This is a genomic window from Tatumella sp. JGM118 (assembly GCF_018257515.1).
Lineage (GTDB): Bacteria > Pseudomonadota > Gammaproteobacteria > Enterobacterales > Enterobacteriaceae > Tatumella > Tatumella terrea.
The window spans coordinates 154,854-180,974 of the sequence record NZ_JAERJR010000002.1 but is presented as its reverse complement, the minus strand read 5'-3'; the positions used below and the strand labels follow the sequence as shown (position 1 = coordinate 180,974).

The following is a 26,121-nucleotide window of genomic DNA, read 5'->3' as shown; positions in this document are numbered from 1 at the left end:
CCTGCGGCTGGGGCTACCGGCCGCAACTCAGGATCACCGCCCGACCCACGGCGTCTTCCCAGCGCCGGTGTAACTGTTGCAGTTGCCGCACAGATACGGGTTCCTCTAATGCTGGTCGCAGCCCCCCGGCCATCTGATTCTGCAATTCGCTGGCCAGCGCGTCTGCCGGCAGGCTACTGACGGACGCTTCTGCTGGCAGCCCGTCACCGTCGGTCATCTGCATGATTTGCTCACGGACACGGCCAAAAAACTGACGGCACCATGCGATCAGTTGCGCGCAATCATAGCGTGGCGATTGCAATGCACAAAGGATCCCCTGACGATCCGCAAACTGTTCAAAACGGCAGGAAACCACATACCCTGCCGAGAGCTCTTCCCGTAACCAGTGATAAAACGCAGGCTGATAAATGGCTCCCAGCCGTTGGGCGGCCACCAGCGCCTGAGGATCATCGCTACCCAGAGGCAGGAAGTAAAGCACCGCATTATCCCCGTCCGATACCGGCAGATGGCGTGCTTCCCCCGCCAGGGGGGACAGAGCAGGCTGCTGCCGTTGCAGCAGCAATGTCTGTTGCAGCGAGTGGCTGATCCGCGAAAAAAGGGCGTCCTCCTGACAACGGATAATACAGGACCAGACGGGGGTTTGCTGTGTGACGGCCAGTCGCTGCGGAAACTCTGCCAGTAAACGACGGATCAGGATCTCCTGTGTCGAGTCTTCAGCGATTCCTGCCGCAGAAAGATCCGGCCAGAGCGAGCACAACAGCCGGATAAGTTCCAGAGCCTCCCCGGCAACCGGTAGCATCATCCTGATCTGCGGGACGCCCTGGTGCAGTGCCACACTGGCCTCGCCTCCGGCATGCCTGACGCGGCTTATCCAGGGATGCAGACTGTATCTGAGCTGTGATAATTGCCCCCCGGTCAGAGTGCTGCCGCGCAGAGGCCGGAGGATGATCCCCGCCTCCGGGCCAGCCGTTTCTGAACGAAAGCAGCGCGGAACGGTGGCCGGGGGAAGCGGAGTCGCTTCCGGCAGCCAACGGGCCCCGGCCGGACTTGCGGTTTGCGGATAGAAAACAAAAGCCGGTACAGACTCAGGGGAACCGTCTTCGCTCTCCGGGGCCGGCGACCACCGGCACAGGAAGCCCCGGGCTGCCAGGGTCTGCCCGCCATCAGACGGTTCAGTCTGTAATTCACAGGGGGACGCACTAAGCATGGCCTCTGCCAGTGCCGCGCTGTCGGGTTCCCCGGCAACAACCTCCCCGCTGGCAACCTTTCTCACCTGTTCCATCGGGCTAAGACGCAGAAAATCCTGCCGGGCCAGCCGGAGGTAATGAGCCTGCCGATCCGCACTGAGATGACGAATTTGCGTCAGCCAGTGACGGAACAGACGACTGAATCGGCCGGCCGGGTGTGCCGGCCCCGCGGGTCGCGTCAGCCGGATCAATAGCCACAGATAGCCCGGGGCTGCGCTCACCACCTCCGCAGAGGCATGATGACATAGCCCCTGTCTGCGCCCGGCATCGATAAAGGACCCTGGCGCCGCATCACTCAGCAACACCTGTAATAAAGGGACCGCGGCACGCAGCCGGCTGTCCGGGTCGGCCAGCAGATAGCTCAGACAGTGCTGACCTTCTCCGTCCATATGTAACACCCCTGAAGTCTGCCGTTCGTTCACCGGCACCGGGGCCCTGTCGGGTAACGGTAGCGAGCGGTGGGCCGTCAGCGGCATCAGCTGGTGGGACCCGGTCTGTGAGAGAGCCTGACTCAGGGCTGCGGACAGGTCAGCCAGCGACAGCGGTGCACGGATGATCAGGCAGAGACGACCGGGAGAGTAATATTGCCGATGGAAAGCCAGTAACGCCTCGCGCAGGGCGGGAAGATCACCGTCCAGGCTCTGCCGGTTACCGGCCACAAAACGACGGAACGCCGGCGGCTGATGGATACCGGTCGCCAGTAAGGCAGTGATCAGGGTCGGTGTATGGCGACTCAGCATGCCATATTCCGCATCGATAACCGGAATTTCGCGGCGGATCGCGTCAGCAGAGAATTCCGGCAGTAATGCCATATCCAGTAACCGGGCGATACCTTCACTCAGTTCTTCGGATCGGACATCAAAATAATAGAGCGTCCTGCAGGCTTCCGTGGTGGCATTGACCCGTCCCTGGCGGGCTGCCACCCAGGGCATTAACCGCTGCGGACCGGGAAAACGCTGCCCTCCCTGGAACAGTAAATGCTCCAGCAGATGCGCCAGACCCGGCCACCGGTCAGGTTCATGGTGACTGCCGGCGTCCACCCGCAGGCAGACCGCCGCGGCCGACAGGTCAGCCACCGGCTGCAGCTGAACCGCCATACCATTGCTGAGATAATGCAGCGACGTGGACTCACTCATCCGGTTACCCGCGGGAGGTGAAGATCACCTTCGAGTTTTTCTGATTACGGAACTGCAGTTGGGCGACACGAATATCACTGCAATCGGCTTCACGCCGCGCCTGCAGGATTTTATCGTGGTGAGGCGATTTACTGCACACCGGGTCCGCATTGTCTGCGTTACCGGTCAGCATAAAGGCCTGACAGCGACAGCCCCCGAAATCTTTCTCTTTTTCATCGCAGGAGCGGCAGGGTTCCGGCATCCAGTCATAGCCACGGTAGCGATTAAAGCCAAAGGACTGATACCAGATGTGCTGCAAGCTGTTATCCAGCACCGACGGAAACTCTATCGGTAACTGACGGGCGCTGTGACAGGGTAACGCAGTACCGTCCGGTGTCACGTTCATAAAAATTGCGCCCCAGCCCCCCATGCACCCTTTCGGGCGTTCTTCATAGTAGTCCGGCGTCACAAATAACAGATTGGTCAGATTGCCGTCGGCCTGCATCTTCCCGCGATAACGTTTTACCACCGCTTCCGCCCGCGCAATCTGATCCCGGGTCGGTAATAGCCCTTCGCGGTTCAGTTGGGCCCAGCCATAAAACTGGCAGGTGGCCAGTTCAACATCATCCGCTTCCAGCTGAATGCATAACTCAATGATGCGGTCGATCTGATCAATATTATGCCGGTGCAGAACAAAGTTAAGCACCATCGGATAGCCATGGGCTTTGATCGCTTTCGCCATTTCCAGTTTCTGATGGAAGGCTTTTTCCGAGCCCGCCAGGGCGGCATTCAGCGTTTCATCACTGGCCTGGAAGCTGATCTGGATGTGGTCCAGCCCCGCTTCGGCAAAAGTATCCAGTTTTTTGCGGGTCAGCCCGATCCCGGACGTGATCAGATTGGTGTAAAACCCGAGCTCACGCGCCCCGGCAATCAGTTCCGGCAGGTCTTTACGGACTAAAGGCTCTCCGCCGGAAAAACCGAGTTGTACACTGCCCATCTCGCGTGCCTGACGAAAAACGGTCAGCCACTGCTCCGTGGTCAGCTCAGACTGCTCTCTGGCAAAGTCGAGCGGGTTCGAGCAGTACGGGCACTGCAGCGGACAGCGATAGGTCAGCTCTGCCAGTAGCCAGAGCGGGGCTTTAATCTCAGGATTAATTTGCGTCATGGAACATAATCCATTTCTGCTTACCGGCCGCCTGCAGGAAATCGGTCACATCGTCATCCACGCCGCCGGCCTCCGGAAAACGCTGGTTCAGCAGGTCGATGATTTGCGCCACTGTCCGCTTTCCGTCCACCTGTTCCAGGATGATCGCTGCCGTTTCATTCAGTTTCGCCATACCTTCCGGGTAAAGAATGACATGACAATCCTGGGCGGCTTCCCATTGCATGCGATATCCGCGGCGGAAAATGACCACCGATTGTTCAAAACTCATGGTTATACCAGTCGGGTTGTGTGCCAGACCGGCTGATCTGTCACGGTATGATAAGGAGGGCGTTGCAGGCTGTAGGCCATGGTCATGGCATCCAGCATCGTCCAGAGAATATCCAGCTTGAACTGCAGAATTTCCAGCATCCGGTTCTGTTTTTCTGCGGTGTCAAAGTGGTCAAGCGCCAATGCCAGACCGTGTTCAACATCGCGGCGGGCCTGGCTCAGACGGCTGCGGAAATAGAAGTAACCTTCCTCTTTGATCCACGGATAGTGCTGAGGCCAGCTGTCCAGACGGGACTGGTGAATTTGCGGAGCAAACAGTTCCGTCAGAGAGCTGCAGGCAGCCTCTTCCCAGCTGGCGCGCCGGGCAAAATTCACATACGCATCCACCGCGAAACGAACGCCGGGTAAGACATGTTTTTCAGACAGTAATTCTTCACGCGATAACCCCACCGCCTCGCCAAGCTGTAACCAGGCTTCGATTCCGCCTTCACTGCCGTCTGCACCGTCATGATCAAGAATACGCTGCACCCACTTGCGCCGGGTCGCCGGGTCCGGACAGTTCGCCATAATTGCCGCATCTTTCAGCGGAATGTTGGTCTGATAATAGAAGCGGTTCGCAACCCAGCCCTGGATCTGTTCACGGGTCGCCTGACCGTTGTGCATGGCAATATGGTAAGGGTGATAAATATGGTAACAGGCACCTTTGTCCCGCAATGCCTGTTCAAAAGCCTGCCTGCTCAGGGGGGTGGTTATCGTCATGTTTTAATCCTGTAGCTGTATCGCCATTCCGTCCCAACTGACCTCGATGCCCTGCTGTTGCAGGAACCGGCGTTGTGGCGAATCCTCATTGAGGATGGGATTGGTGTTGTTGATATGAATAAGAATTTTGCGGCTGGCAGGTAACGATGCCAGCAGTGTCATCAGCCCCTGCTCTTCGGCGAGTGCCAGATGCCCCATGGCCCGGCCGGTGTTTTTACCGACGCCGGTGCTCAGTAATTCATCATCCTGCCAGACGGTGCCATCGATCAACAGACAGTCGGCTTTTTTCAGCCACGGCAGGATCACGTCATCCGGCTCACCCAGTCCGGGGGCGTAGAATAACGATTGGCCATTCGCTCTGTTTTCAATGAACAACGCGACATTGTGTCCGGGCAGAGGACGATCACGGTAAGGTGAATAAGGGGGGGCATTACTGAGAATAGGCACCGCGGTAAATGTCAGGTTACCGCAGACCGTTACGCTGAAAGGTTCAAGCGGACGAATAGCATGGTGCTGCAGACCACCATTCCAGTGTTTCAACATCGGGAAGACCGGAAAGCCGGTGCTGAGATCCTGATGGACTTCGTCTGTACACCAGACGCGGTGCGGACAGCCTTCACGCAGGCTTAAAAGCCCGGTGGTGTGGTCTATCTGGCTATCGGTCAGAATAATATCCCCGATGGCGGTACCGCGCAGTGCACCTTGCTTTACCAGCTCAGGGGTCAGGAAAATTTGTCGGGAGATATCCGGAGAGGCGTTACATAAGACCCAGTCCTCACCGTTATCACTGACGATGATGGAAGACTGTGTTCTGGCGTGAGCATTGATGGTACCGTCACGCAGCCCTTTACAGTTGCTGCAATTACAGTTCCACTGCGGGAAACCACCACCGGCAGCAGAGCCCAGCACTTTGATAAACATAAAATACTCTTTACTAAAGGTAAGTGCCGCCCGAAAGCGGCCACTTATGACACCGGATAATTAACGGTTGGAAATGTACAGAGTCACTTCCATACCCAGGCGCATATCGACGAATTCAGGTTTTTTCCACATAATTATGACCTTAATACTTAGAATGTTAATGTCCGAAACATAGCCTGTGACCGGATGCGGCCCGGTTTCCCCGCAATCCACACCCTCACAAGGCCGACAAATGTTGCGCCTTTGTCAAGCAGAGGTCAATGAAAAGATGACTAAATTCTTTTAAGCTGTCATAAAATGTTCAACAATACGTAACCAGTTATAACGGCAGACTTTGTCGATCACTGCCCCGCTCAGCCCTGCCCGGTGCAGACTCTCTTCGATGGCCGGCAACCCGGTGACATCCTTCAGGGCTGCAGGTACGCTGGCGCCGTCAAAGTCTGAGCCCAGCGCCACATGGTCTTCACCGGCATGGTTGATCATATAACGGATATGTCGGGTGATCAGTTCTGCCGGGGTATCGTCATTGCGCTGACCGTCCGGTCGCAGAAAAGCATTACCGAAATTGATACCTGCCACCCCGCCACTCTCTGCCAGGATACGTAATTGCTCATCGGTCAGGTTACGCGGCTGGGGGCAGAGTGCATGGGCATTAGAATGGGTCGCCACCAGTGGCTGATGGCTGTAGCGCGCGGTGTCAAAAAATGCCTGCTGGTTCATATGCGAGACATCGATGATCAGGTTCAGCGCACCGAGCTGGCGGATAAAATCGATCCCTTTGTCCGTCAGCCCCGGTCCGCTGTCCGGTGAACCCGGGAAACTGCCGGTCACACCCTCGCCGAACTGGTTGGGGTTATTCCAGAACGGACCGACACTGCGAACCCCACCCTGATAAAACTCGTTCAGTAACACACCTTCCGTATCCAGCGCATCCGCCCCTTCAATATGGGCAATCATCGCCAGTACACCGTTTTCCAGGCAGTGACGCACCTCTGCGGCCGTGCGGCAGATTCTGGCCTGACCGTCTGAAAACTGTTCCAGACGACCGAGAATCGCCAGCTGTTCGCGCATGACGGTGACACTGTCACTTAATGCCCCAAGGCGCTGTGGAAAATGCCTGGCGACATAACTTTCCGGCGGGACGAAGAGAGCAAAAAATGCCGCCCCTAACCGGCCCTGGCGGATGCGGCTAAAATCCAGATGACCGTCGCAGCCGGTGCGGAAGAAGTAATGTTCCGGATTTTCCGGATGTTGCAGCCACAACTGCATCAGTAAATCGTTATGGCCATCAAAATAAGTCGTTATCGTCATACTGTCTGATCCATAGGAAGGCAGAGGGGCTGTGATCCCCCTGCTCCGGGATAATTTACTGACGTTCAGCCAGATAGCGGCTGATCACTGCCAGATCCTGCTCACCGAGTCCGTCATCCACCGCCTGTTGCCAGAGACGGGTAATGTTCTCCAGTGCCGGTAACTGTGCGGCATTACCGGCATTAACGGCCAGCTTCGCATCTTTTAATGCCCAGATAAGCTGCATTTGCGGCGAAAAGTCACCACTTTCGATCATCTGTAGTTTAACTTTCGCATAGGGTGCAGCCAGCGGGCCCCCTTCCAGGGCCTGCCAGAAGTCCTGCGGACCAAACCCCAGGCTTTCTGCCAGACGTTCACTTTCTGCCAGGCTCTGCATCAGACCTATCAGCCAGCTGTTCACCACCAGCTTCATCCGTGAACCGGCCCCGGCGTCACCCTGCCAGAGCGTGGCTTTACTGATGGCCGCAAACACCTGTTCTGCTGCCCCGGCACGCGAACGGTCACCGCTGGCCAGTACAGTAATCTGCGCATTTTCCGCCGGGGCTTTGGTGCCGGAGACCGGCGCATCGAGAAAAAGAATATCCGGACGCTGCTCGCTCAGCAGCTGATGTAACTTTTCCGTCCCTTCCACACCGAGGGTCCCCATCTGACAGACGGTCGCTCCCTGCGGTATCGCGTGCAGTGCCTGGGTCAGTACTTCATGGGTCGTCTTTTCGTCCGGTAACATGGTGATGATCACCGACGCCTGGCTGACTGCCGCGGCGGGAGAATCCGCCAGCGTGAAACCCGGTTGTCTTAAATCTTCGCCCTTTTCCGGGCTACGGTTCCAGCCATAAACGGCAAACCCCTTTTTCAGCAGGTTACCGGCAAAGGCGTGCCCCATGGCACCCAGTCCCAGTACTGCGACTTCAGGTTGTTTCATATGACCTCCGTTACTCGTTGATTGGGCCGAAGCCCCTGTCAGCAGGCCCTCCCGGCGGGAGGACCCACGCTACATTAAGGTCATTCAGGCGTGTAGTGTCAGGCCCGTTGCCGTGCGGCGCTGCCGGTCTCTGGCGACCTGAACATCAGACAACAGCGACTCTAACGGGATCCCTGTTTGCTGGTGAAGTGCCAGAATCTGTGCCTTGGAAAGCTGACGGGTTCCGTTGAGTATTTCGTAGACCCGGGAAGATGTCGCCCTGATCATTCGGGCGACATCCTGCACACTCAACGCCTGCTGCTCCATACGAAACTTAATTGCCTCAACCGCGGTGGGAGGTGCAATTTTGTAATGGATATCTTCATAGGCCGCGATCAGGGTAACCATCACTTCCATAAAGTCACCCTCTTCGGTGCCTGGCTCTGGCTGAGAGTCAAACAACGGCTCAATGAGCGCCAGTGCGTTAAGATAATCCGTCTCATTGCGGATAGGCTTAACCTGATATGTCATAGTGTCACCTTCTTTGCATCAATTTTACTGTATTCAGCATGAGTGCCAACAAACTTAATGAATACAGCTTGTTGGGCATAAGCAACGCTACCAATGATCCGATAAGTGTTGCCCTTGATGTCAAAAACAACACGGTTATGTTCTAAAAAATCAACTGAGCGGTATTGGCGCTTTATGTCCTGCGGTGAATGCCAGTGTGCTTTACTGACTTCCTGGTACCAGGCCGACACCGTCCCTTTTGCGTCAGCATGTATCGTACAGAAGTCTGCCAATATCCTTTTTGCTACAACATTCATATTCAGTCCCTGAGTCCCAATATGGGATTGACTATACACCTCCCAAAACGGGACTCAAGCACTTCTGTCAACAAACCTTTGCGGTCGGCGATCTCTCTCAAATAACACAGAATGCTGGCTTTCACCGGCTGTGATGTCCGGGTCTGAAGGCTATCATTTCCGGCCGGTATACTGGTCTCGTGGCTGAGCAAACAGTGTGGTGAAATGATTACCCATACCGGCCGTTCAGCAGAAGAGACTGTGCAGGGACGATACGATAAGCAATACACCGCCTGCCATGTTAATGACTTTTTTTAATACCAGGGTATCCGTTTTTGTTGCAGAAAATACAAGCACCTGGCTAACTGCGACCAGCCAGAGACTCATGACGATCACATGGACGGAAGCCAGCATCAGATAATGGCTTACGCCCCCCTGCTGTCCGGCAAACTGTGAAACAACGGTCAGATAAAAAATGATCGCTTTGGGGTTAAGGATATTGGCTGTCCACGCGCCCCGCAGACTGACCGGTTGCGCGGCCTCCGCCAGAACGCCCTGCGTGGCCTTCATCCCGCTGCGGATTAGTGCGACCCCCAGCCAGAGCAGCCAGAGAGCACCGGCGATTTTCAGTACTGCAAAGAGTGCCGGTACCGCGACAATGACCGCCGATATCCCTAATCCGATAAGGAGCGCATGGGTGTAGATCCCCAATGCGGTTCCGGCGAGCGTATTGAATAACCCCCGGCGTCCGCCCGATAATGCGCTGCTCATCACCAGTGTAAAACTGGCCCCGGGGGTCAACGCTACCGGCAGTAATGCAGGCAGAAAGCCGATAAGATTTATTTCCATAAAATATAACAACACATCCTTTAACAAATCCCCTGTCGCCAGTGCGTGACGGCACAGCGTAATGAAATCAGTAAACCCGCCCTGTCTTACCGGGCAGCGATTGTTTCTTCCTTTGGCAGCGTCTGAGGATAACCTCACGAACCCGGCCCGTCACGCTAAGGAGAACCAGCGCACTGTCCCGGTGAGGTCACAGCCCGGCAGGTGTAGCAAAAAAACGTTCTGTGCTAAGTCATTACTGACTATAGTAGAGAGACTGATCGAATTTTTATTTCACAGGATGACACAGCATGCCTGATACATTCAATGTCCTGGCCGTTTCCGGAAGCCTGAGACAGGCATCTGTTAACAGTAACTTTTTACACGCCCTGGCCCGACTGAAACCAGACAATATCAACCTTCATTTTCAGACAGGGTTGGGCTCGCTCCCGTTGTTTAATCCTGATAATGAGACAATACCTGTCGCTGAGGTTACAGACTGGAGAAGCAACCTGCAGGCCGCGGATTGGGTCATTATTGCCAGTCCTGAATATGCTCATGGGGTCACCGGTGTCATTAAAAATGCACTCGACTGGAGTGTATCCAGTGGAGAATTCACAGATAAACCGGTATCGATCCCCAACCTCTCCCCCCGGGCCGGAATCGCGCATGCTCAGCTAATCGAAATAATCACGGTCATGGGCGCGCACTATAGCGAGGAATGCAGCCCTGTTGCCACACTGACTGAGCCTTACATTATTCCCGGGTTGTCTGCCGCAGAATTATGCGAACAGCCAGAGATTAATTCACGTTTGCGCCGGTTGTGGGAGGTTATTCTGCTGACACTAACGAACCGGCATCATGGGTTTCCGCGCAGGTTTAATCACTGACGTTTCCGTCACCGGAAGTCATCCGCCGGGGTAACGGCCCGGTGATAACGGGCCTGATGACCCGAAGCGTGTAAGACTTCATCAGGGTAAACAGGGATTAGATTGTAACGGCCTCAATTTCACCGCCATTGATAAACAGCACATCAAACGTTCCGTTTTCTACGCACTCTCTCATCAGGGGAACGTATTTTTTTACGTGACTTTGAGCCAGATGTTTATCTAAGGCTGCCTGGTTCGCCCATCTCTCCAAAGTGATAAATGTTGTCCCGTCGATGTAAGATTCATATTGGATACAGCCATCCTCTTTAACTGAGTATTTATGCTGAAGAAGATTAGCTATGCGCCTCAGTTCATCTTGCTTACCGTCACGGATACATCCTTTAACTATTGCTGTGATCATTGTCGTTCCTCGCAAGTTTTATTACTCACGTTTCTATCACATGCAATCATCGGACGGGTTAGCGGTTTGAGCGATGTGGCGCTTTGTCATACGATACCGGGGGTTCAGAAGAAAGTATCCTGAAATACGATAAACTGGCCCTGAATGAACCATTATCTGACGACGATTACTTTGAAGCCACATTAGGACTGACCTGTACCTCTCGGGGTCACGGCAAGTTCAACGATGCGGAGCGCGCTTTCGAAACTCTTGTCGGCGTTTTCTCCCGGGAAACAGAAGCCGTTCTGTTTTTTACTCTCTGTTCAATGTCATCAGGTAAGAAGGATTTGTACGTAACACCCTTTCAGCACGTCTGTTCAGGCTTCCCCCCTGCAGATGCTGTATCTGACTGTAGCAGAGCACTGACAGTGTTACCCTGACAAGCGATATCGTCGTTTCGCGCAAGATGCCCGCTGACCCGACACTTAGCACGAATACCACCGACAGTGCCTCAGAGCGAACAAATCCGGCGGGAAGCCTGCAAGGCAAAGGACGCCGGCGGTAGCTACTGTTATTCAACAGTTACCGGCCTGCGCCTGTGAATATTAAGGGACTACGGTTGCGGGATTTATTCCTCACTCACCGTAGGCTTACTTGGTCGACGGTAAAAGACTTTCTGAGTTACCTTTTATAACGGCGTGGTGTATGCCCAGTCTGACAAACACATGCAGGATAGTAGTAAGTTCGCAATCTTTTAAAAACGATTCGCATTCTTTAAAAGATTACGCCTTACTACCCTGTGCTTGCAGAAAGCTTATTTAAAACCCAGTCAGCGTAACCTTCCTGTTTTTTTTAAAATACATCATGTGCTATGTTTTGTGAAAATGAACCACGGGACAGGATATGTTTTGTAACACTGCCACTTTTTGCCGGCACCCAAAACGGATAGTCATTACTGCGTCCCGACATCCTGCCAGCGCCTCACGCCCAGATAAAAAAATTTATCCGACCGATCCCAGTTTTTATATGCATTTTTTTAGTTAATAGGAGGTACACGATGATGAATGATGCTGAATTTATGGCACTGAAAGAAGAAGTCGATCGGCTTTATGAGCTACACATGACATCATTCAATGACCCATCGATCTCTCTTGAACAAAAACAAGCAATAGCGGCTGATTATACCAATAAATACAGAGAGCTAGACCATGCATCTTCGGAAAGAATATCTGAATATCGAGATTGTGAGTACTAGTTCTCCGCTTGAATCGCACAGGTTATAAACCGTGTTGCTTTGGGCATTTCATTGGATTTGAGCCGCTAAAATTTCTGCCTGGCATACGGATGCATAAAGATTCATCCCTCAAGATTCACCAGTGCAGTTTGGAAGGTTTTAGGGGGGAAAGACACAGGGTTTACAGCGTAGGCCCCAGAATAGCTCTGAGGCCGTCTGAGCGGCGCGCGTAAGATGACCTTATGATAAATAACGCTTAACCTTTTTTATCCTCGACACTTATAACATCACCTTTTTTAATAAGCTTTTCAGCATCTTTGGCACTGTACCCAATCATATCGATTTTATCGCCATTTTTTCGTCTTATAACAATGCGTTTATGCTTATTTTTGTTGATATAAGCGATGAGAACCCTTGCTAAGGGCATGGAGTACAGCAGTAGGCTTATGTAGGTGTACACCACATCACCCGAATCGAACGTCATTCGGTCTCTAGCTGGCGTTTCATATTTTATTTCAGCATCAAGTAGCGCCTTAGATAACTCACGATCCTCTCTAGGTAAAAGCAGCGTTATTTCTTCACTTCTCATTATTTCCCCTTTGGTGGATGGTTCGTTTTGACAAAAGAATACCTAATTCACCCTTGATGGGAATATAAAAATCACTGGGAGCGTAGCGACCTTCGTCACGATAGCAGGCGGAGGTTCCATCCGCTCCCCGCCACTATATCCCTGTTTATTCCTGAGGGGACTATGCCTTTGGGGATACGATATCCCTCCTCTAAGCCTCTGACATCGTAACCACAAACAACCCTTGAAGATAGTGAACGTACTGTCCATTTTGTATACCAGATCCCCGGTCAGGCGGACCGGTTTTTTGTCTCTGTATCGCGAAAGATTATGGAATAGTATGCTGCATTTAAAAGTAAATTGCCGCCGGAAGGTATTTTTTTCCTCCTTAAACCGATTACATTTTAACAAGCCCTGAAAAAAGAGGTAACATCGCCGACGATTCAGTGAAATTTAATATTTCCTGCTACGCATTAACCTGTTGCGAGCTTTTAATATAATGAAAATTAAACTACCACAGCTTAAAGCCAGTCTGATCCTGCCGGTTATCTTCCCGGCGGCAGGCCTGGCTGCCACCCCGTCACGGACGGAGACTTCATCGCCGGTGATGATCGTTTCTGCCACTCCGGTCAACCACGGTCTGTCTGAACTGGATACCCCGGCGGCCGTCAGTGTCGTCTACGGTGAAGATATGCGCAGAGCCCAGCCTCAGGTAAACCTTTCTGAAGGTCTGGCCGGGGTTCCGGGGCTGCAAATCCTCAACCGCCAGAACTATGCCCAGGACTTACAGCTCTCGATCCGCGGCTTTGGTTCCCGATCCACCTTTGGTGTCCGTGGCATCCGTATTTATGTGGATGGGATTCCGGCCACCATGCCGGACGGGCAAGGCCAGACATCGAATATTGATATCGGGTCGATTGACCATGTGGATGTGCTGCGTGGTCCTTTCTCCGCCCTTTATGGCAACAGTTCTGGCGGGGTCATCAACGTGGTGACCAAAAAAGGCCAGCAACCGGATACCCTGAAAGTTGGTAGCTGGTATGGCAGCTATGGCAGCTGGCGGAACAGCCTGCAGGCCAGCGGGTCAACCGGCGACGGCACACATGCCGGCGATGTCGATTACACGGCATCTGTGTCACGTTTTACTACCCACGGCTACCGGGACCACAGCGGTGCCAGCAAGAATCTGGCCAATGCCCGGCTGGGGGTGCGGATCGATGATGACAGTACCCTGACTCTGCTGGTCAACAGCACCCATATTCAGGCCGATGACCCGGGCGGGCTGACGCCGGAAGAGTGGCGGTCGAACCCTGAACAGGTCGCGTCTAACGTCAGCCTGTACAATGCCCGGAAAACCGTCGATCAGACACAGGCCGGCCTGCATTATGAACGTTCTTTCGGGGATAACGATGACCTGAGTGTCATGACTTATGCCGGGATCCGTGAGACCACACAGTACCAGTCAATTCCTTACACCGCGCAGACCAAAAGTCAGAAGTTCGGTGTGATCGACCTGACCCGCCACTATCAGGGCATCGACACCCGCTGGACGCACCGTGATACCCTGTTTTCATTGCCGGTCAGCGCCACCGTCGGCCTGGATTATGAAACGATGTCGGAGCAGCGTAAAGGTTATCAGAACTTTTCACAGAGTGGCAGCAGCTACACTGACTTAGGTCAGAAAGGGGCTCTGCGCCGTGATGAAACAAACCTGATGTGGAATCTGGACCCGTACTTCCAGACGGCCTGGCAGCTTTCCGATAAATGGTCACTGGATGCGGGTGTACGTCTGAGTACCATCAGTTTTGACTCGGATGACCATTACCTGGCGAACGGCGATGACAGCGGTGATAAACGTTATCATCAGTGGTTACCCGCAGCCTCGCTAAAATATGCCATCGATGACAGCTGGAACACCTACCTCTCCGCCGGAAAAGGGTTCGAAACCCCTACTATTACCGAGCTGTCTAACCGTCCTGACGGGCAAAGCGGTCTGAACCTGGGGCTGAAACCGTCCACCAATAAGACCATTGAATGGGGCACCAAAAAACGTATCGGTTACGGTCTGCTGAATGCGGCTGTCTTCCAGACAGATACCCGTAACGAAATCGTATCGGCAGATAACAGCAACGGGCGCGCCACCTACAAAAATGCCGGTCAGACCCGGCGTCGGGGGATGGAGCTTGGATTTGAACAGCAATTTGCCGGAGACTGGCAGCTGACCACCTCCTGGACGGTGCTGGATGCCCGCTACCGCAGTAATGCCTGCTCCGGCAGTGACTGTACCGGGAACCGGATCCCGGGGATTGCCCGCAACATGGGTTACCTCGGGCTGGAGTATGCACCGTATTCCGGCTGGTACGGCGGTGCCGATATTCGCTATATGAGTAATATCGAAGCCAATGACGAAAATACCGTCAGTGCCCCGTCTTACACCGTCAGCTCGCTAAACACCGGGTATAAATGGCTGGTCGACAACTGGACGGTGGATCTTTCCGGGCGCATCGACAACCTGTTTAACCGCAAGTATGTCGGTTCAGTCATTGTTAACGAAAGTAATGGTCGTTATTACGAATCTGCGCCGGGCCGTAATTACGGTGTCGGTCTGAACGTTAGCTACGCCTTCCGCTAAAGCGGATAAGGTCACAGGCAATCACCCGCCTGTGACCTTTCACCTACACCCAGCGAACCATCCACTTTGCCATCAGCGGCCCAAGGATCAACACCGCAATAAACCGCCCTGTCTGCATCGACATCACAAAGGGCTGATCCACATGACTCGATGACGCAATGATAGCGACCGAATCCGCCCCGCCGGGGCTGGTGGCCAGGTAGGCTGTCAGCGGATCAATACCGGCGTAATGCACCAGCAGCCATGCAAAACCACAGCAAATCAGTAATAAAGTACAGACCGATACCAGAACGCCGGGTAATGCATGCAGCGCGTAGCGCAGGATCTGTCGCGTGAACCGGAATCCGATAGCCCATCCGATGACCGTATAGGCCAAAGCCAGAAACCAAAGCGGCAGCTCAATCCGGAATCCGAAAAAATTCTGCAACAGGCAGGCAAAGAACATACTTAACAGCATCGGGCCTGCCGGCAGACGGATAACTCCCGCCAGTAAGGTACAACCCGCGATCAGTGCCAGAGTCAGCAGAAAGGCATGCAGATCCAGTGGCGCGAAAAACACCGGTACCGGTATCGCCTGGCCACTGTTTTCGGTAAAGAAGTGGCTTACCAGCGTCGCGAGTAATGCCACCATCAATACCCGCAGATATTGCATAAACGCAACCAGCCGGGTATCGGCCCCGAAATCACCGGCCATCAGGGTCATGGCGGTTGCCGCGCCGGGAGAAGAGCCCCATAACGCGGTACTGCCCGGCAGCACCCTGAGTTTTGCCAGTATTCCGCCCAGCAAGGTGCTGGCGATAATGACACTGAAAACGCTGAGGATGAACAGAGGCCAGTGATGCTGCATTTCAGTAAATACACCGGACGGCATCGCCCTGGCAATCATACTGCCGACAACAGCCTGTGCCAGTCGCTGCCAGCGGGGTGCTAACGCCAACGGCTGGCCGGACGCTGCAAAAATTATCGCCGCAAACATCGGCCCCAGCAGCAAGGCCGCCGGCAGATGAAAGTACTCCAGCACGATGACGGCCCCTGCAGAGCACAGGACCAGCAGCAACCAGCGGAGCGGGCCCGGAATACGGGAAGAGGCTCTGTTCATCCGGCCACTCCGTACCCGCCCCCGGCCGTTGCCGTTGCCACTGCCACGGAAGGGTCTGCATCGTGATGACTGCCGGAGGACGACAGCCTGGTAAGGACAGGGATATTGGACAGGGAAAACGGGCCGCACGGCAGCATAACCATTGGGGATCTCCATATACACCGGGGCAGGATGGCTCAGGCAGCCGGTAAATGATCTGACCCGCGCATCGCAGCAAGGGTATCTTCCTGAACCTGTTTTTCGCCCGGAGAATCTGGCAGGACCGATAAAAGACCTGTCGCTTTTTCGCCCGGGACTGAGTTCATTCGCAGTAGCATAACCAGCTTCCGTATCCGCCGCAAATATCTGCTACCGGCAGAGGGTACTGCGGCTAAGGCGGGGATACGGGAATATCGCCATCAAAATGCCGTACTTTTTTACCGTACCGGTATGTTAAGACCGCTGCGTCTTAGTCAAACGCGGATTCAGGGTTGAGGAGTCAGGGTTCAGGGTTCAGGGTTCAGGGTTCAGGGTTCAGGGTTCAGGAGTCAGGAGTCAGGAGTCAGGAGTCAGGAGTCAGGAGTCAGGAGTCAGGAGTCACAAAACAATAAACGGCCTGGAGAGTATAGTCATATTCAGATGCAGGTCGCCGGCATCCATAAATTAATTAAAATTACCCTACGCAGATCAAAAAAATAATACTCATCCGGCGAGGGCACAGATAAATACGGTAATATCCCCTGCTGATCTTATCACCGGACATAACGTCATAATGGAAATAAAAAGAAACCCTGTTATTGATTATATGCGCTGTTTAGGGATGGCTTTAATTATCTTCGCTCATATTTCCCCGCCTCTCGTTTTGTTCCAGTTACGAACGTTTGACGTTCCGATGATGGCTTTTATTTCCGGCATGGCATTTTACTGCGCGGAAAAACAAAAAGTTAAATTTACATCTTATGCCCTTTCTCGAGTAAAAAGGCTCGTTTATCCCGTCTGGGCATTTCAGTTGTTTTTTTTCCTGGCTCTTTTCATTGTAAAACCTGCCTCCCTGTATCCGTTGGTGTCGTTACAGACCATCATCAGCTCCGCTGCCTTGAGCGGGTTTGGGTTTTTCTGGATAATAAAAATCTTCATTCTACTCTCAGTGCTTTCTCCTCTGTATTTCAGGGCGTCAGAGTACCTTTCCGGCGTTAGTCTGACGATAGTGGTACTGATCTCTCTGCTGACAGCCAGCATACTCCCTGCCCTGCAACCGCACGGGGATAATATCAGTACGGATATGATTAATTATCTGATCACGGAGATGATTATCCCGTCACTGACCTATGGCGCGATGTTTATTTCAGGTGTTAAGTGGCTGACAATGCAGCGAAGTGAACGGATGTTTTGCTTTATAACTTTTACCGCAACCACCCTGGGATTCATTGTGTACCGCGAAGTGGTTCACGGCACATTCCCCTATCCTCAGGATGATAAATATCCGCCCGGATTCTATTTTATCTCCTATGCTATCCCAATGACCTGCCTGGTTTATCACTTTTTATACCGGTTCACTGATAAAGAACAATCACCACCAGAGATTATTCGTTTTATTTCATCCAACACGCTATGGATTTATCTCTGGCATATTCCGGTGGTGACTTATTTCTCCATGAGTCAAAGCAACATGCATTTTATTCTGAAGTATCTGATAGCATTATCCTGTGGTCTGCTGCTGACGCGGATTCAGCATCAGATAATACAGAAAATCCTGTACACCTTCCGGCATCACCGCGGAGTGTCCGCCTTTATCAGACAAACATTTACCGGGTAAGAATTTATTTGATTCTCCGGTGAGTTACCGTTTTCGTCGACGGGCCGGTGACGTTATCCCTTAGATGAGTCACCGGAGATATAAACCAGCCCCTCATGTTCAGAAAGGATCTGATATCCCGGGCTATCCGGCGGTACGGGGAATAATGCCGGCCCCGGGAAAAGTGTCAGAGCGGAAGCCCCTGGGGATCGCTGCACCAGCCGGGAACAGTCGCCCGCAGACGACCCTTTTTTGGTGTCGTGTGGGAGGACGATGATTATCGTATTCTTATTCTGTCGTCGATCATCGGGGTAACGCACGCCACCGGCAATCACTCCGTCGTCCGGAAAGCAGCCTTGACCAGGCAGGGACAACAGCCAGAGAGGTTTACTCGTGCAGCTGTTTTTATACCGGCGGGTAGTCAGATGCAGGAACAGATTCTGATCGCCGCATAGCGCGAAGCGTACCCTGCCATTGTCCGGAGGGCAGACTACGGTCACAGGATAGCGATGCCGGATAACGAGAAGTCACAGAGAGCGACTCTGAACGAAAAATTAAATATTTTTAGTCCCACACTGTTCCACGATGGAATAGCAATGAATAATTAACGAGTTAAAACAATACATTAACTACATCACACAGACATATTCATAATGTCGGTATAAGCGCTCACCAGTTTATTACGAACCTGAACCCCCATCTGTAAAGAAAGCGCAGCCTTTTGCTGGTCGATCATCACATCATTCAATGACACACCCGGGATACCGGCTTCAAACGCCTCTGCTTTGTTTTGCGCTTTTTGATAGCGTTCACTCAGGTTATTCAGCGCCTGATGCAATATGCCGGAAAACTCCCCCGCCTGCGTATCGACGCCTGACAGACGCCCTGTCCCGGCAGATACCGGAATAATCCCGCGGTCGATTTGCTGAAGCAGACTATTCATACCTTATCTCCTCTCTGCCCGATGAGCCTCATAATCTACCCTGCCGCGACAGGAATGAAGCGGAAAACTAACCCTTAAAATACTGACTGTTTCAGCCATCATTCACGGGAAGGAAGTCAATAATGCGCGATATTTCTCCGCAACTTTTCTGTGTTTTTTGGGAGTATGTCGTGTTGTTAATTGAATATTGTCCTCTTCGGGCCGACAGGAAGATCCTATGACCCTGAGTCCGGCCACCGTTACCTCATCATTTAACGCCTGGCGACAACAACTCCAGTCAAAGCTACGTACCCTGCCAGGGATCCCGCTCATTTTTGCCGGAGCACTCTCCGTGGCACTGGTCGTGGTACTGGCTCTGTGGGCTAAGGCACCGGAATATAAAGCGCTGTACAACACGCTGTCAGACCAGGACGGCGGGCTGATTATCAGTAGCCTGAATCAGATGAATGTCCCGTATAAAGTGGATGATAAAAGTGGTGCGCTGATGGTTCCGGCCGAAAGTGTACGTGAGTTGCGTCTGAAACTGGCAGAGCAAGGGTTGCCGAAAGGCGGGTCAAACGGGTTCGAATTACTGGATAATGAAAAGTTTGGTATCAGTCAGTTCAGCGAACAGGTTAATTTTCAGCGTGCGCTGGAGGGGGAACTGGAGAGGACTATCGAGAGTCTCTCCGCCGTAAAAACGGCACGGGTCCATCTGGCTCTTCCCAAACCGTCGGTCTTTATCCGCGAAGAACAACTCCCGTCGGCCTCGGTGACGCTGGAACTGCGCCCTGCGCGGGCACTGGATGACGGTCAGGTCAATGCCATTGTGCATATGGTGTCCAGCAGTGTCAGCCGGCTACCGCCTGGTAATGTCACTGTTATTGATCAGAATGGTAACCTGCTGACCAGCCCCGGTCTCAACGGTCAGGGACCCGACAGGGTACGTCTGAAATATGCGGCCGAAGTCGAGCGAAATATCCGCCAGCGTATCGAGAATATTCTGGCACCGGTGGTCGGTGCCGGCAATGTCAGGGCACAGGTCACCGCGCAAATCAACTTTGACCGTCAGGAACAGACGGAAGAGCGCTACGGCCCCAACGCGACGCCGGATAAAAAAGCCATCCGTTCGCAACAGACCAGTGACAATCAGCAAAACGGGGGCGCATTACCGGGCGGTGTTCCGGGGGCATTAACGAATCAGCCGTCACCGGCCGCGACGGCCCCCATCACTACGCCTGTACCCGCAACTGGCGCAGCCAGTGCGCAGGGGAAAGCAGCTACGCCGGCCGTGAAAACGTCCACCACGGCGAAGGATCCCGTCGCGATCAATCAGCAATCCAGTCATGACGCCACCACTAATTATGAGCTGGATAAAACCGTGCTGCACACCCAGCTTAACAGTGGAACCCTCCGGCGGCTTTCGGTGGCGGTGGTGGTGAACTATCAGCAGGATGACAAAGGCGCCCCACGCCCTCTGCCGGCCGGGGTGCTGAAGCAGATCGAGGCGCTGACCCGGGAGGCCATGGGATTTTCCGAACAACGCGGCGACTCGCTGAACCTGGTCAATGCCCGGTTCACCCCGGATGAAGATAAGGTCGGCCGGTTCTGGGAGCAGCCGGAATTTATGACGCAGATGATCTCTGCAGGTCGCTGGCTGGTCGTGGCGCTGGTCGCTTTTCTGCTCTATCGCAAAGTTGTACGACCAGTCATTGATAAGCAGAAACAGATCAGAGACGAGGAAAATGCCGCAGCTGAAACAACTCCGCCACCTGAGGAACCTCAGGACAATGGCATGCAGGAGACGGCACGTAAGGCACAACAACGAATTAACAGCGAGATCCTTAGCCAGCGCGTACGCGAGATGTCAGAAAATGATCCTCAGATAGTCGCCCTGGTGATCCGCGGATGGATGGGGAATGAATTATGACTCTTAGCGGTACCGATAAAAGCGCCATCCTGATGATGACGCTGGGCGAAGAGCGGGCAGCGGAAGTCTTCCGCCACCTGAACCAGCGTGAAATTCAGCATCTCAGCGCGGCCATGGCTGCAATGAAACAGATTTCACATCAGCAACTGACCCAGGTCCTGCAGCAGTTTGAGAAGGATGCAGAACAGTATTCTGCTCTCAGCCTGAATAACAGTGATTACCTGCGCTCGGTGCTGATCAAAGCCCTGGGTGAGGAACGTGCCAGCAGCCTGCTGGAAGATATCTTTGATACACGGGATACCAGCTCCGGTATGGATACCCTGAACCTGATGGATCCGCCTTCGGCAGCCGATTTAATCCGTGACGAACATCCGCAGATCATCGCCACGATCCTCGTCCATCTGAAACGGTCACAGGCTGCAGATATTCTGGCGCTGTTTGATGAGCGTCTGCGCCATGACGTAATGTTACGTATCGCAACCTTCGGGGGGGTGCAACCGGCGGCGCTGGCCGAGCTGACTGAGGTACTGAACAACCTGCTGGACGGACAAAATCTCAAGCGGGCGAAAATGGGCGGTGTCCGTACCGCGGCAGAGATTCTGAACCTGATGAATGCCCGGCAGGAAGAGTCCGTGATTGAAGCTGTGCGCGATTTCGATAATGAACTGGCACAGAAAATTATCGATGAAATGTTTTTGTTCGAAAATCTGGTCGACGTGGACGACCGCAGCATACAGCGCTTGCTTCAGGAAGTAGATTCCGAGCAGTTGCTGGTGGCGCTGAAAGGGGCACAGCAGCCGTTACGCGATAAGTTCCTGAAAAATATGTCTGTGCGGGCGGCCGACATACTGCGTGATGATCTCAGCAGCCGGGGACCGGTGCGTATGTCTGCGGTAGAGTCTGAACAAAAAGCCATTCTGCTGATTGTCCGTCGTCTGGCCGAAGCCGGTGATATTGTTATCGGAGGTGCGGATGAAACTTATGTCTGATATCCCTGCGGCTGAGCTGTGGAAGAACTGGCAGCCTGAGGAATTTGATCTGACTGGCGAAATTATCACGGCCAGCCTCCCGCAACCTGACATCGCGCAGCCGCCCGCCCCGGCCCCTGAAGGGGAGGCTCCCCCCCGGCACAGCGCCCCGCCGCCCTCAGCGCCGTGTCCGGTGTCACTGACGGAAGAAGAGAAACAACAGGCCTGGCAGGAAGGTTATCAGCAAGGCATGGCCCGGGGGGAAATGCTGGGCCACCAGCGTGGCATTGACGAAGCGTTGCAGCAGGCACAGCAGGAAAGCGCGCAGAAAACGGAAGAGATGCAACAACAATTATCCGGACTGGCCGCTGGTTTCTCCCGTTCACTGGCGATGTTTGATGGCATGGTGACGGGACGATTACTGCAGCTGGCGTTGCAGATTGCCTGGCAGATTTGCGGTGACAATGTCGCCTGCGACACGCGGTTGCTGACCGAAAACATCCGTCAACTGCTGGCGCAGGACCCGCTGTTCAGCGGCACGCCTTGCCTGCGTGTTCACCCGCAGGATCTGGATGTCGCGCAACAGGTATTCGGTACGCAAATCAGCGAACACGGCTGGCAACTGGTGGCAGACGCCACCCTGCGACCGGGAGACTGCCGTTTACAGGGCGAGGAAGGTGAACTTGACAGCAGCCTGTCAACCCGCTGGCTGGCACTCTGCCAGCGGGCGCAGTCAGGAGCCTACTGATGACCTCATCTCCCCTGAACTGGCCGCAACAGCTGGACCGCTTCGAGCAGTCACTCGCATCTTTGCCTGCGGTGCGTCGCAGCGGCTCACTCACCCGGGCCACCGGGCTGGTGCTGGAAGCCAGCGGGCTCTCGTTACCGCTGGGAGCCTCCTGTCGGGTCGAACGCCGGGCGGCCCCTCCGGCTATCTGTGAGGTCGTGGGCTTCAGCGGACATCGTTTGTTCCTGATGCCGCTGGAAGAAACCGACGGACTGGCCCCCGGGGCGCGCGTGTTTGCCTCAGAACAGCAGGACGCGACACAGAGTAAAACATTACCTCTCGGCCCGCAGTTGCTCGGCAGGATCCTCGACAGTGCCGGTCACCCGCTGGATAACCAGCCCTTACCCGCAAATACAGACAAGGGGGCGCTCTCCACCCGGCCCTTAAACCCGTTACAGCGTGCGCCGATCAGACATGTGCTGGATACCGGTATCCGGGCCATCAATGGGTTGTTAACCGTAGGGCGCGGTCAACGTATGGGGCTTTTCGCCGGGTCCGGGGTCGGGAAAAGTGTTCTGCTCGGCATGATGGCACGTTATACCCGGGCCGATGTTATTGTGGTCGGCCTGATTGGTGAGCGTGGCCGTGAGGTCAAAGATTTTATCGAAAATATTCTGGGCGCGGAGGGGCTGCGCCGGTCGGTAGTGATTGCTGCGCCGGCCGACGTCTCGCCCCTGTTACGGCTTCAGGGCGCGGCCTACGCGACGCGAATAGCGGAAGATTTTCGTGACCGTGGCTTACACGTATTACTGATTATGGACTCACTGACCCGCTACGCCATGGCTCAGCGTGAGATCGCACTGGCCATCGGTGAACCCCCGGCCACCAAAGGTTACCCGCCTTCGGTGTTTGCCCGCCTGCCGGCGTTGGTGGAACGGGCAGGAAACGGTGATACCGATCAGGGATCGGTCACGGCATTTTATACCGTCCTGACGGAAGGCGACGACCAGCAGGACCCGATCGCTGATGCCGCCCGCGCCATCCTGGACGGACATATTGTGCTTTCCCGCCAGCTCGCCGAAGCCGGTCACTATCCGGCGATCGACATTGAAGCCTCGATAAGCCGCGTAATGTATGAGTTAGTCAGTGGATCGCGACTGCACCAGGCGCGTTACTGTAAACAACTGCTTTCTGTCTGGCAGCGTAATCACGACCTGGTCAACGTAGGCGCCTATGTGGCCGGCAGCGACCCGTTGCTCGATCAGGCCATCGCTCATCAGTCAGCCTTGTCCGCCTATCTGCAGCAGGGGATCGGTGAACATTGCAGCTATCAGTCAGCCTGTGAACAGTTACAGCAGCTTTTTACTTCATCTGAGGATGTGCAATGAACAACGATCTTGCTCTGACAACCGTCTGTGACCTGGCCCGGGAAGCCCTGGCTGAGATGACCGTCAGGCTGGGCCGGTTGCAACAGGCCCAACAGCAGGCGTTTGAGCAGAAGGTGTTACTGGAAAATTATCATCAGGATTACCAGAAACATCTCCGTCAACGTGCCTTACCGGGGATCACTTTTAATCACTGGAAAGATTATCAGCAGTTTATGCCCTTTCTGCAGCACTCATTACAGTTACAGCAACAGGTCCTGCAACAAAGTGAGCAACAGCTGGAACAATGCCGCCGGCAATGGCATGAAAAGAAACAGCGTCTGCATGCGCTGGAAACCCTGCTGAAACGTCAGTCAAAACGGCAGGCGTTACAGGTAGCACGTCAGGAACAGAAGCAGACCGATGAATTTTCATCCCGCCGATCCGCCGGAGGCACGTTATGCCTGTAATTAATCATGCGACATCTCCGGCGGAGCTGCTTGTGGCCCGGCCGGATTCGCCAGAGGCTCAGCCCTCCAACCCGTCGCCGCTCTTTGCTTCACTGTTTCAGCAGGTACGACAGTTAAGCGGAAAAGGCGGAGTGCCGGCGGACTCAGCGCTGACACCGGCCTCGCAGGTAAAAAACAAAAAAAACCATAAACCCGCCGTCACTCCGGCAGACATTTCCCCGCAAATACTGCTGATTACGCCTGACAGTGCCCCCGTACCTTCCAGGCTGAATATGAGCGGGCTACGGGCACTGACCGCACAGGCTGCTGGCAGCGCCCTGCGCGGACGAGCGGCCACGGCGATTACCGGGGCCGGAAAACCCGCCACCGACGCCGGACCTGGCGGAAAGTTACCGCTCCCTGCCCCTCTGTCCGCGCCAGGAGAGCACGCCGGCGGGGCGCGGCCACCCGCCACGTCTCTCCCACCCGAAACCAGGCCGTCCTCACGGCCCACGTCAGCGTCCCGGAGAAACCGGCTGGATGACAACAGTGTGCCGATCCCCCCCCGGCAGAAAACAACGGCAGAGACATCCCGCAATGTGCCGTTTTCCCTGCCTGCGGGCGTGATATCGCCGCCGGCAACCGGGATCCGTCAGGGCCGGCAGGAGGCCCACGGCACCGTAACACTACCGCCGTTTTCACCGGGGACGTTACCGGAAAGCCTGCCGGAGAATGCTCCCGCTGCCGGCAGTGCCGTCAGTCTTTCTGCACCGGTTAACGGTCAGTCGTACTGGCAGACCCCGCTGGACCAGCAGATTCTGTTTATGCGGCGTAATGGAGTCCATACCGCGGAACTGCGGCTACATCCGCGTGAACTGGGCAGCCTGAAGATTTCTCTGGTGATGAATAATGACAGGACCGACCTGGCCTTTATGTCAGACCATAGTCAGGTAAGGAGCGCACTGGAAGCGGCTCTTCCTCATCTGCGTCATGCGCTGGCCGAAAGCGGGATCAGCCTCGGGCAGAGTCATATCGGGCGTGAGCCCCCTTCTCCGTCCTCCGGCTTTACTCAGTCCGATCACTCACCTGACCAGCCGCAGTCCAAAGCCGCTGCCCGGCAGGAACCGGAGAGTCTCGCCGGACACAACCTTTCTCCCGAACCCTCATTACAGGGGCATCCGCCGTCAATATCAGGGGTCGATCTCTTCGCCTGAGCCGGGAATTCCCGGCCGGTGGCTGCCCGCCGGGATAGCCACCGGTAATGACTCCGCAGGATTTTCTGCCGTAAATGGGCTCTTTTCCGGCCATTGGCTGCCGGTGATCTCAGGATAATTCTCCCCGGAAACGCTGTTTATCACAGGAATTGATGAAACTCATGGCTACACTGAAACAAAAAAGCGGCAAAACCTCCCTCCTGATACCGATACTTCTGCTGATCACCGTCTCTGCCTGCGGCATCGCCGGATACAGTTATTACCGGATGAAAAATCCGGGGTCAGCAGCGGCGTCACCGTTGACGAATACGATGGGGGTCCAGCCTGCACAAACTCCGGTTTTTCTGAAACTGGAGCCTTTTACGGTCAATCTTCACGGATCCCCTGAGGAAGATGATCGGGTGCTCTATACCGGCTTTACACTGCGTCTGCCGGATGATGCTACCCGCGAACGGCTGGATCAGTATTTGCCGGAAGTCCGCAGCCGCCTGTTGCTGTTACTGACACGACAGGACCAGAAGGCGCTGACCACCGAAGAAGGAAAACAGGCTCTGATCAACGAAATCAAACAGGTTCTGGCACCGCCTTTTACCAGTAATCAGCCACCACAGGCGATCACAGGCGTGTTATTTACCTCCTTTATTCTGCGATAAC

The 26,121-nt window shown here is 54.5% G+C and carries 26 protein-coding genes; 11 read left to right on the top strand and 15 right to left on the bottom strand.

Translation table 11 applies throughout. The annotated features are described in order from the left end of the window. Positions 1–13 precede the first annotated feature (13 nt). The 11 genes from pqqF to JK223_RS03270 all read right to left on the bottom strand — a co-directional run bounded on the left by pqqF (position 14) and on the right by JK223_RS03270 (position 9,341). Positions 14–2,383: a pyrroloquinoline quinone biosynthesis protein PqqF gene (gene pqqF, locus JK223_RS03320; RefSeq protein ID WP_212712791.1), complete on the bottom strand. Its 2,370-nt coding sequence runs from the start codon at positions 2,381–2,383 to the stop codon at positions 14–16. Positions 2,384–2,387: 4 nt separating this feature from the next. Continuing rightward, complete coding sequence (gene pqqE, locus JK223_RS03315) at positions 2,388–3,527, bottom strand: pyrroloquinoline quinone biosynthesis protein PqqE (RefSeq protein ID WP_212712790.1); 1,140 nt, start codon at positions 3,525–3,527, stop codon at positions 2,388–2,390. Then, entirely contained in the window at positions 3,514–3,795 is a 282-nt protein-coding gene (gene pqqD, locus JK223_RS03310) for a pyrroloquinoline quinone biosynthesis peptide chaperone PqqD (protein WP_212712789.1), read from the bottom strand. The genes pqqE and pqqD overlap by 14 nt, the downstream gene beginning before the upstream one ends. Before the next feature lie 2 nt (positions 3,796–3,797). Further along, entirely contained in the window at positions 3,798–4,553 is a 756-nt protein-coding gene (gene pqqC, locus JK223_RS03305) for a pyrroloquinoline-quinone synthase PqqC (RefSeq protein ID WP_212712788.1), read from the bottom strand. 3 nt (positions 4,554–4,556) lie between these two features. Next, positions 4,557–5,474 carry a pyrroloquinoline quinone biosynthesis protein PqqB gene (pqqB, locus tag JK223_RS03300; protein ID WP_212712787.1) on the bottom strand — a complete coding sequence of 306 codons (918 nt, stop codon included), beginning with the start codon at positions 5,472–5,474 and terminating at the stop codon, positions 4,557–4,559. Between the two features lie 60 nt (positions 5,475–5,534). Beyond that, positions 5,535–5,606, bottom strand: a complete 72-nt coding sequence (gene pqqA, locus JK223_RS03295; RefSeq protein ID WP_071846626.1) for a pyrroloquinoline quinone precursor peptide PqqA — start codon at positions 5,604–5,606, stop codon at positions 5,535–5,537. 150 nt (positions 5,607–5,756) lie between these two features. Beyond that, positions 5,757–6,785, bottom strand: a complete 1,029-nt coding sequence (locus JK223_RS03290) for a dipeptidase (RefSeq protein WP_212712786.1) — start codon at positions 6,783–6,785, stop codon at positions 5,757–5,759. A gap of 55 nt (positions 6,786–6,840) precedes the next feature. Further along, positions 6,841–7,749 (bottom strand): NAD(P)-dependent oxidoreductase, encoded by a 909-nt coding sequence (locus JK223_RS03285; RefSeq protein ID WP_256437059.1) that lies wholly within the window; start codon positions 7,747–7,749, stop codon positions 6,841–6,843. A 42-nt stretch (positions 7,750–7,791) separates the two neighbouring features. Then, positions 7,792–8,217 carry a type II toxin-antitoxin system HigA family antitoxin gene (locus tag JK223_RS03280; protein ID WP_249213450.1) on the bottom strand — a complete coding sequence of 142 codons (426 nt, stop codon included), beginning with the start codon at positions 8,215–8,217 and terminating at the stop codon, positions 7,792–7,794. Continuing rightward, positions 8,214–8,513 (bottom strand): type II toxin-antitoxin system HigB family toxin, encoded by a 300-nt coding sequence (locus JK223_RS03275; RefSeq protein ID WP_212712784.1) that lies wholly within the window; start codon positions 8,511–8,513, stop codon positions 8,214–8,216. Before JK223_RS03275 ends, JK223_RS03280 begins: the two co-directional genes overlap by 4 nt. 225 nt (positions 8,514–8,738) lie before the next feature. After that, on the bottom strand, positions 8,739–9,341 hold the full coding sequence (locus JK223_RS03270) for a LysE family translocator (protein ID WP_212712783.1): 603 nt from the start codon (positions 9,339–9,341) through the stop codon (positions 8,739–8,741). 287 nt (positions 9,342–9,628) lie between these two features. On the opposite strand from JK223_RS03270, the gene JK223_RS03265 reads away from it, so the two are divergent. After that, entirely contained in the window at positions 9,629–10,207 is a 579-nt protein-coding gene (locus JK223_RS03265) for an NADPH-dependent FMN reductase (RefSeq protein WP_212712782.1), read from the top strand. Positions 10,208–10,304: 97 nt separating this feature from the next. On the opposite strand, the gene JK223_RS03260 is transcribed toward JK223_RS03265, so the two are convergent. After that, the gene (locus JK223_RS03260) at positions 10,305–10,607 is read right to left on the bottom strand and encodes a putative quinol monooxygenase (RefSeq protein WP_212712781.1); all 303 of its coding nucleotides are present in this window, start codon (positions 10,605–10,607) and stop codon (positions 10,305–10,307) included. A gap of 1,036 nt (positions 10,608–11,643) precedes the next feature. On the opposite strand from JK223_RS03260, the gene JK223_RS03255 reads away from it, so the two are divergent. Then, positions 11,644–11,841, top strand: a complete 198-nt coding sequence (locus JK223_RS03255) for a hypothetical protein (RefSeq protein ID WP_212712780.1) — start codon at positions 11,644–11,646, stop codon at positions 11,839–11,841. 235 nt (positions 11,842–12,076) lie between these two features. On the opposite strand, the gene JK223_RS03250 is transcribed toward JK223_RS03255, so the two are convergent. Further along, positions 12,077–12,409 carry a hypothetical protein gene (locus JK223_RS03250; RefSeq protein ID WP_212712779.1) on the bottom strand — a complete coding sequence of 111 codons (333 nt, stop codon included), beginning with the start codon at positions 12,407–12,409 and terminating at the stop codon, positions 12,077–12,079. Between the two features lie 478 nt (positions 12,410–12,887). Here JK223_RS03250 and pqqU point away from each other — a divergent pair, with 478 nt between their 5' ends. Next, entirely contained in the window at positions 12,888–15,020 is a 2,133-nt protein-coding gene (gene pqqU, locus JK223_RS03245; RefSeq protein WP_212712778.1) for a TonB-dependent receptor PqqU, read from the top strand. A gap of 43 nt (positions 15,021–15,063) precedes the next feature. On the opposite strand, the gene JK223_RS03240 is transcribed toward pqqU, so the two are convergent. After that, on the bottom strand, positions 15,064–16,119 hold the full coding sequence (locus tag JK223_RS03240; protein ID WP_212712777.1) for an AbrB family transcriptional regulator: 1,056 nt from the start codon (positions 16,117–16,119) through the stop codon (positions 15,064–15,066). A gap of 751 nt (positions 16,120–16,870) precedes the next feature. Here JK223_RS03240 and JK223_RS03235 point away from each other — a divergent pair. Then, the gene (locus JK223_RS03235; protein WP_212712776.1) at positions 16,871–17,914 is read left to right on the top strand and encodes an acyltransferase; all 1,044 of its coding nucleotides are present in this window, start codon (positions 16,871–16,873) and stop codon (positions 17,912–17,914) included. 613 nt (positions 17,915–18,527) lie between these two features. On the opposite strand, the gene fliE is transcribed toward JK223_RS03235, so the two are convergent. Next, on the bottom strand, positions 18,528–18,836 hold the full coding sequence (gene fliE / locus JK223_RS17030) for a flagellar hook-basal body complex protein FliE (RefSeq protein WP_212712775.1): 309 nt from the start codon (positions 18,834–18,836) through the stop codon (positions 18,528–18,530). A 217-nt stretch (positions 18,837–19,053) separates the two neighbouring features. On the opposite strand from fliE, the gene fliF reads away from it, so the two are divergent. The 7 genes from fliF to fliL all read left to right on the top strand — a co-directional run bounded on the left by fliF (position 19,054) and on the right by fliL (position 26,120). Continuing rightward, the gene (gene fliF / locus JK223_RS03225; RefSeq protein WP_212712774.1) at positions 19,054–20,745 is read left to right on the top strand and encodes a flagellar basal-body MS-ring/collar protein FliF; all 1,692 of its coding nucleotides are present in this window, start codon (positions 19,054–19,056) and stop codon (positions 20,743–20,745) included. Beyond that, positions 20,739–21,734 (top strand): flagellar motor switch protein FliG, encoded by a 996-nt coding sequence (gene fliG, locus JK223_RS03220; protein ID WP_212712963.1) that lies wholly within the window; start codon positions 20,739–20,741, stop codon positions 21,732–21,734. The genes fliF and fliG overlap by 7 nt, the downstream gene beginning before the upstream one ends. Beyond that, positions 21,727–22,461 (top strand): flagellar assembly protein FliH, encoded by a 735-nt coding sequence (locus JK223_RS03215; RefSeq protein ID WP_212712773.1) that lies wholly within the window; start codon positions 21,727–21,729, stop codon positions 22,459–22,461. Before fliG ends, JK223_RS03215 begins: the two co-directional genes overlap by 8 nt. Continuing rightward, on the top strand, positions 22,461–23,828 hold the full coding sequence (gene fliI, locus JK223_RS03210; RefSeq protein ID WP_212712772.1) for a flagellar protein export ATPase FliI: 1,368 nt from the start codon (positions 22,461–22,463) through the stop codon (positions 23,826–23,828). Before JK223_RS03215 ends, fliI begins: the two co-directional genes overlap by 1 nt. Next, positions 23,825–24,274 (top strand): flagellar export protein FliJ, encoded by a 450-nt coding sequence (fliJ, locus tag JK223_RS03205; RefSeq protein ID WP_212712771.1) that lies wholly within the window; start codon positions 23,825–23,827, stop codon positions 24,272–24,274. The genes fliI and fliJ overlap by 4 nt, the downstream gene beginning before the upstream one ends. Continuing rightward, on the top strand, positions 24,265–25,467 hold the full coding sequence (locus tag JK223_RS03200) for a flagellar hook-length control protein FliK (protein WP_212712770.1): 1,203 nt from the start codon (positions 24,265–24,267) through the stop codon (positions 25,465–25,467). Before fliJ ends, JK223_RS03200 begins: the two co-directional genes overlap by 10 nt. Positions 25,468–25,628: 161 nt before the next feature. Further along, on the top strand, positions 25,629–26,120 hold the full coding sequence (gene fliL, locus JK223_RS03195; protein ID WP_212712769.1) for a flagellar basal body-associated protein FliL: 492 nt from the start codon (positions 25,629–25,631) through the stop codon (positions 26,118–26,120). Position 26,121 lies beyond the last annotated feature (1 nt).

Excerpts from the sequence above, each read along its gene's own strand:
- fliF (WP_212712774.1), top strand. The coding sequence starts at position 19,054 with ATGACCCTGAGTCCGGCCACCGTTACCTCATCATTTAACGCCTGGCGA.
- JK223_RS03290 (WP_212712786.1), bottom strand. The coding sequence starts at position 6,785 with ATGACGATAACGACTTATTTTGATGGCCATAACGATTTACTGATGCAG.
- JK223_RS03265 (WP_212712782.1), top strand. The coding sequence starts at position 9,629 with ATGCCTGATACATTCAATGTCCTGGCCGTTTCCGGAAGCCTGAGACAG.
- fliI (WP_212712772.1), top strand. The coding sequence starts at position 22,461 with ATGACCTCATCTCCCCTGAACTGGCCGCAACAGCTGGACCGCTTCGAG.
- pqqF (WP_212712791.1), bottom strand. The coding sequence starts at position 2,383 with ATGAGTGAGTCCACGTCGCTGCATTATCTCAGCAATGGTATGGCGGTT.
- JK223_RS03240 (WP_212712777.1), bottom strand. The coding sequence starts at position 16,119 with ATGAACAGAGCCTCTTCCCGTATTCCGGGCCCGCTCCGCTGGTTGCTG.
- JK223_RS03280 (WP_249213450.1), bottom strand. The coding sequence starts at position 8,217 with ATGACATATCAGGTTAAGCCTATCCGCAATGAGACGGATTATCTTAAC.
- JK223_RS03260 (WP_212712781.1), bottom strand. The coding sequence starts at position 10,607 with ATGATCACAGCAATAGTTAAAGGATGTATCCGTGACGGTAAGCAAGAT.
- JK223_RS03215 (WP_212712773.1), top strand. The coding sequence starts at position 21,727 with ATGTCTGATATCCCTGCGGCTGAGCTGTGGAAGAACTGGCAGCCTGAG.
- fliJ (WP_212712771.1), top strand. The coding sequence starts at position 23,825 with ATGAACAACGATCTTGCTCTGACAACCGTCTGTGACCTGGCCCGGGAA.
- JK223_RS03270 (WP_212712783.1), bottom strand. The coding sequence starts at position 9,341 with ATGGAAATAAATCTTATCGGCTTTCTGCCTGCATTACTGCCGGTAGCG.
- JK223_RS03275 (WP_212712784.1), bottom strand. The coding sequence starts at position 8,513 with ATGAATGTTGTAGCAAAAAGGATATTGGCAGACTTCTGTACGATACAT.
- JK223_RS03200 (WP_212712770.1), top strand. The coding sequence starts at position 24,265 with ATGCCTGTAATTAATCATGCGACATCTCCGGCGGAGCTGCTTGTGGCC.
- pqqC (WP_212712788.1), bottom strand. The coding sequence starts at position 4,553 with ATGACGATAACCACCCCCCTGAGCAGGCAGGCTTTTGAACAGGCATTG.
- JK223_RS03250 (WP_212712779.1), bottom strand. The coding sequence starts at position 12,409 with ATGAGAAGTGAAGAAATAACGCTGCTTTTACCTAGAGAGGATCGTGAG.
- fliL (WP_212712769.1), top strand. The coding sequence starts at position 25,629 with ATGGCTACACTGAAACAAAAAAGCGGCAAAACCTCCCTCCTGATACCG.
- JK223_RS03255 (WP_212712780.1), top strand. The coding sequence starts at position 11,644 with ATGATGAATGATGCTGAATTTATGGCACTGAAAGAAGAAGTCGATCGG.
- pqqU (WP_212712778.1), top strand. The coding sequence starts at position 12,888 with ATGAAAATTAAACTACCACAGCTTAAAGCCAGTCTGATCCTGCCGGTT.
- pqqE (WP_212712790.1), bottom strand. The coding sequence starts at position 3,527 with ATGACGCAAATTAATCCTGAGATTAAAGCCCCGCTCTGGCTACTGGCA.
- pqqD (WP_212712789.1), bottom strand. The coding sequence starts at position 3,795 with ATGAGTTTTGAACAATCGGTGGTCATTTTCCGCCGCGGATATCGCATG.
- JK223_RS03235 (WP_212712776.1), top strand. The coding sequence starts at position 16,871 with ATGGAAATAAAAAGAAACCCTGTTATTGATTATATGCGCTGTTTAGGG.
- pqqB (WP_212712787.1), bottom strand. The coding sequence starts at position 5,474 with ATGTTTATCAAAGTGCTGGGCTCTGCTGCCGGTGGTGGTTTCCCGCAG.
- fliE (WP_212712775.1), bottom strand. The coding sequence starts at position 18,836 with ATGAATAGTCTGCTTCAGCAAATCGACCGCGGGATTATTCCGGTATCT.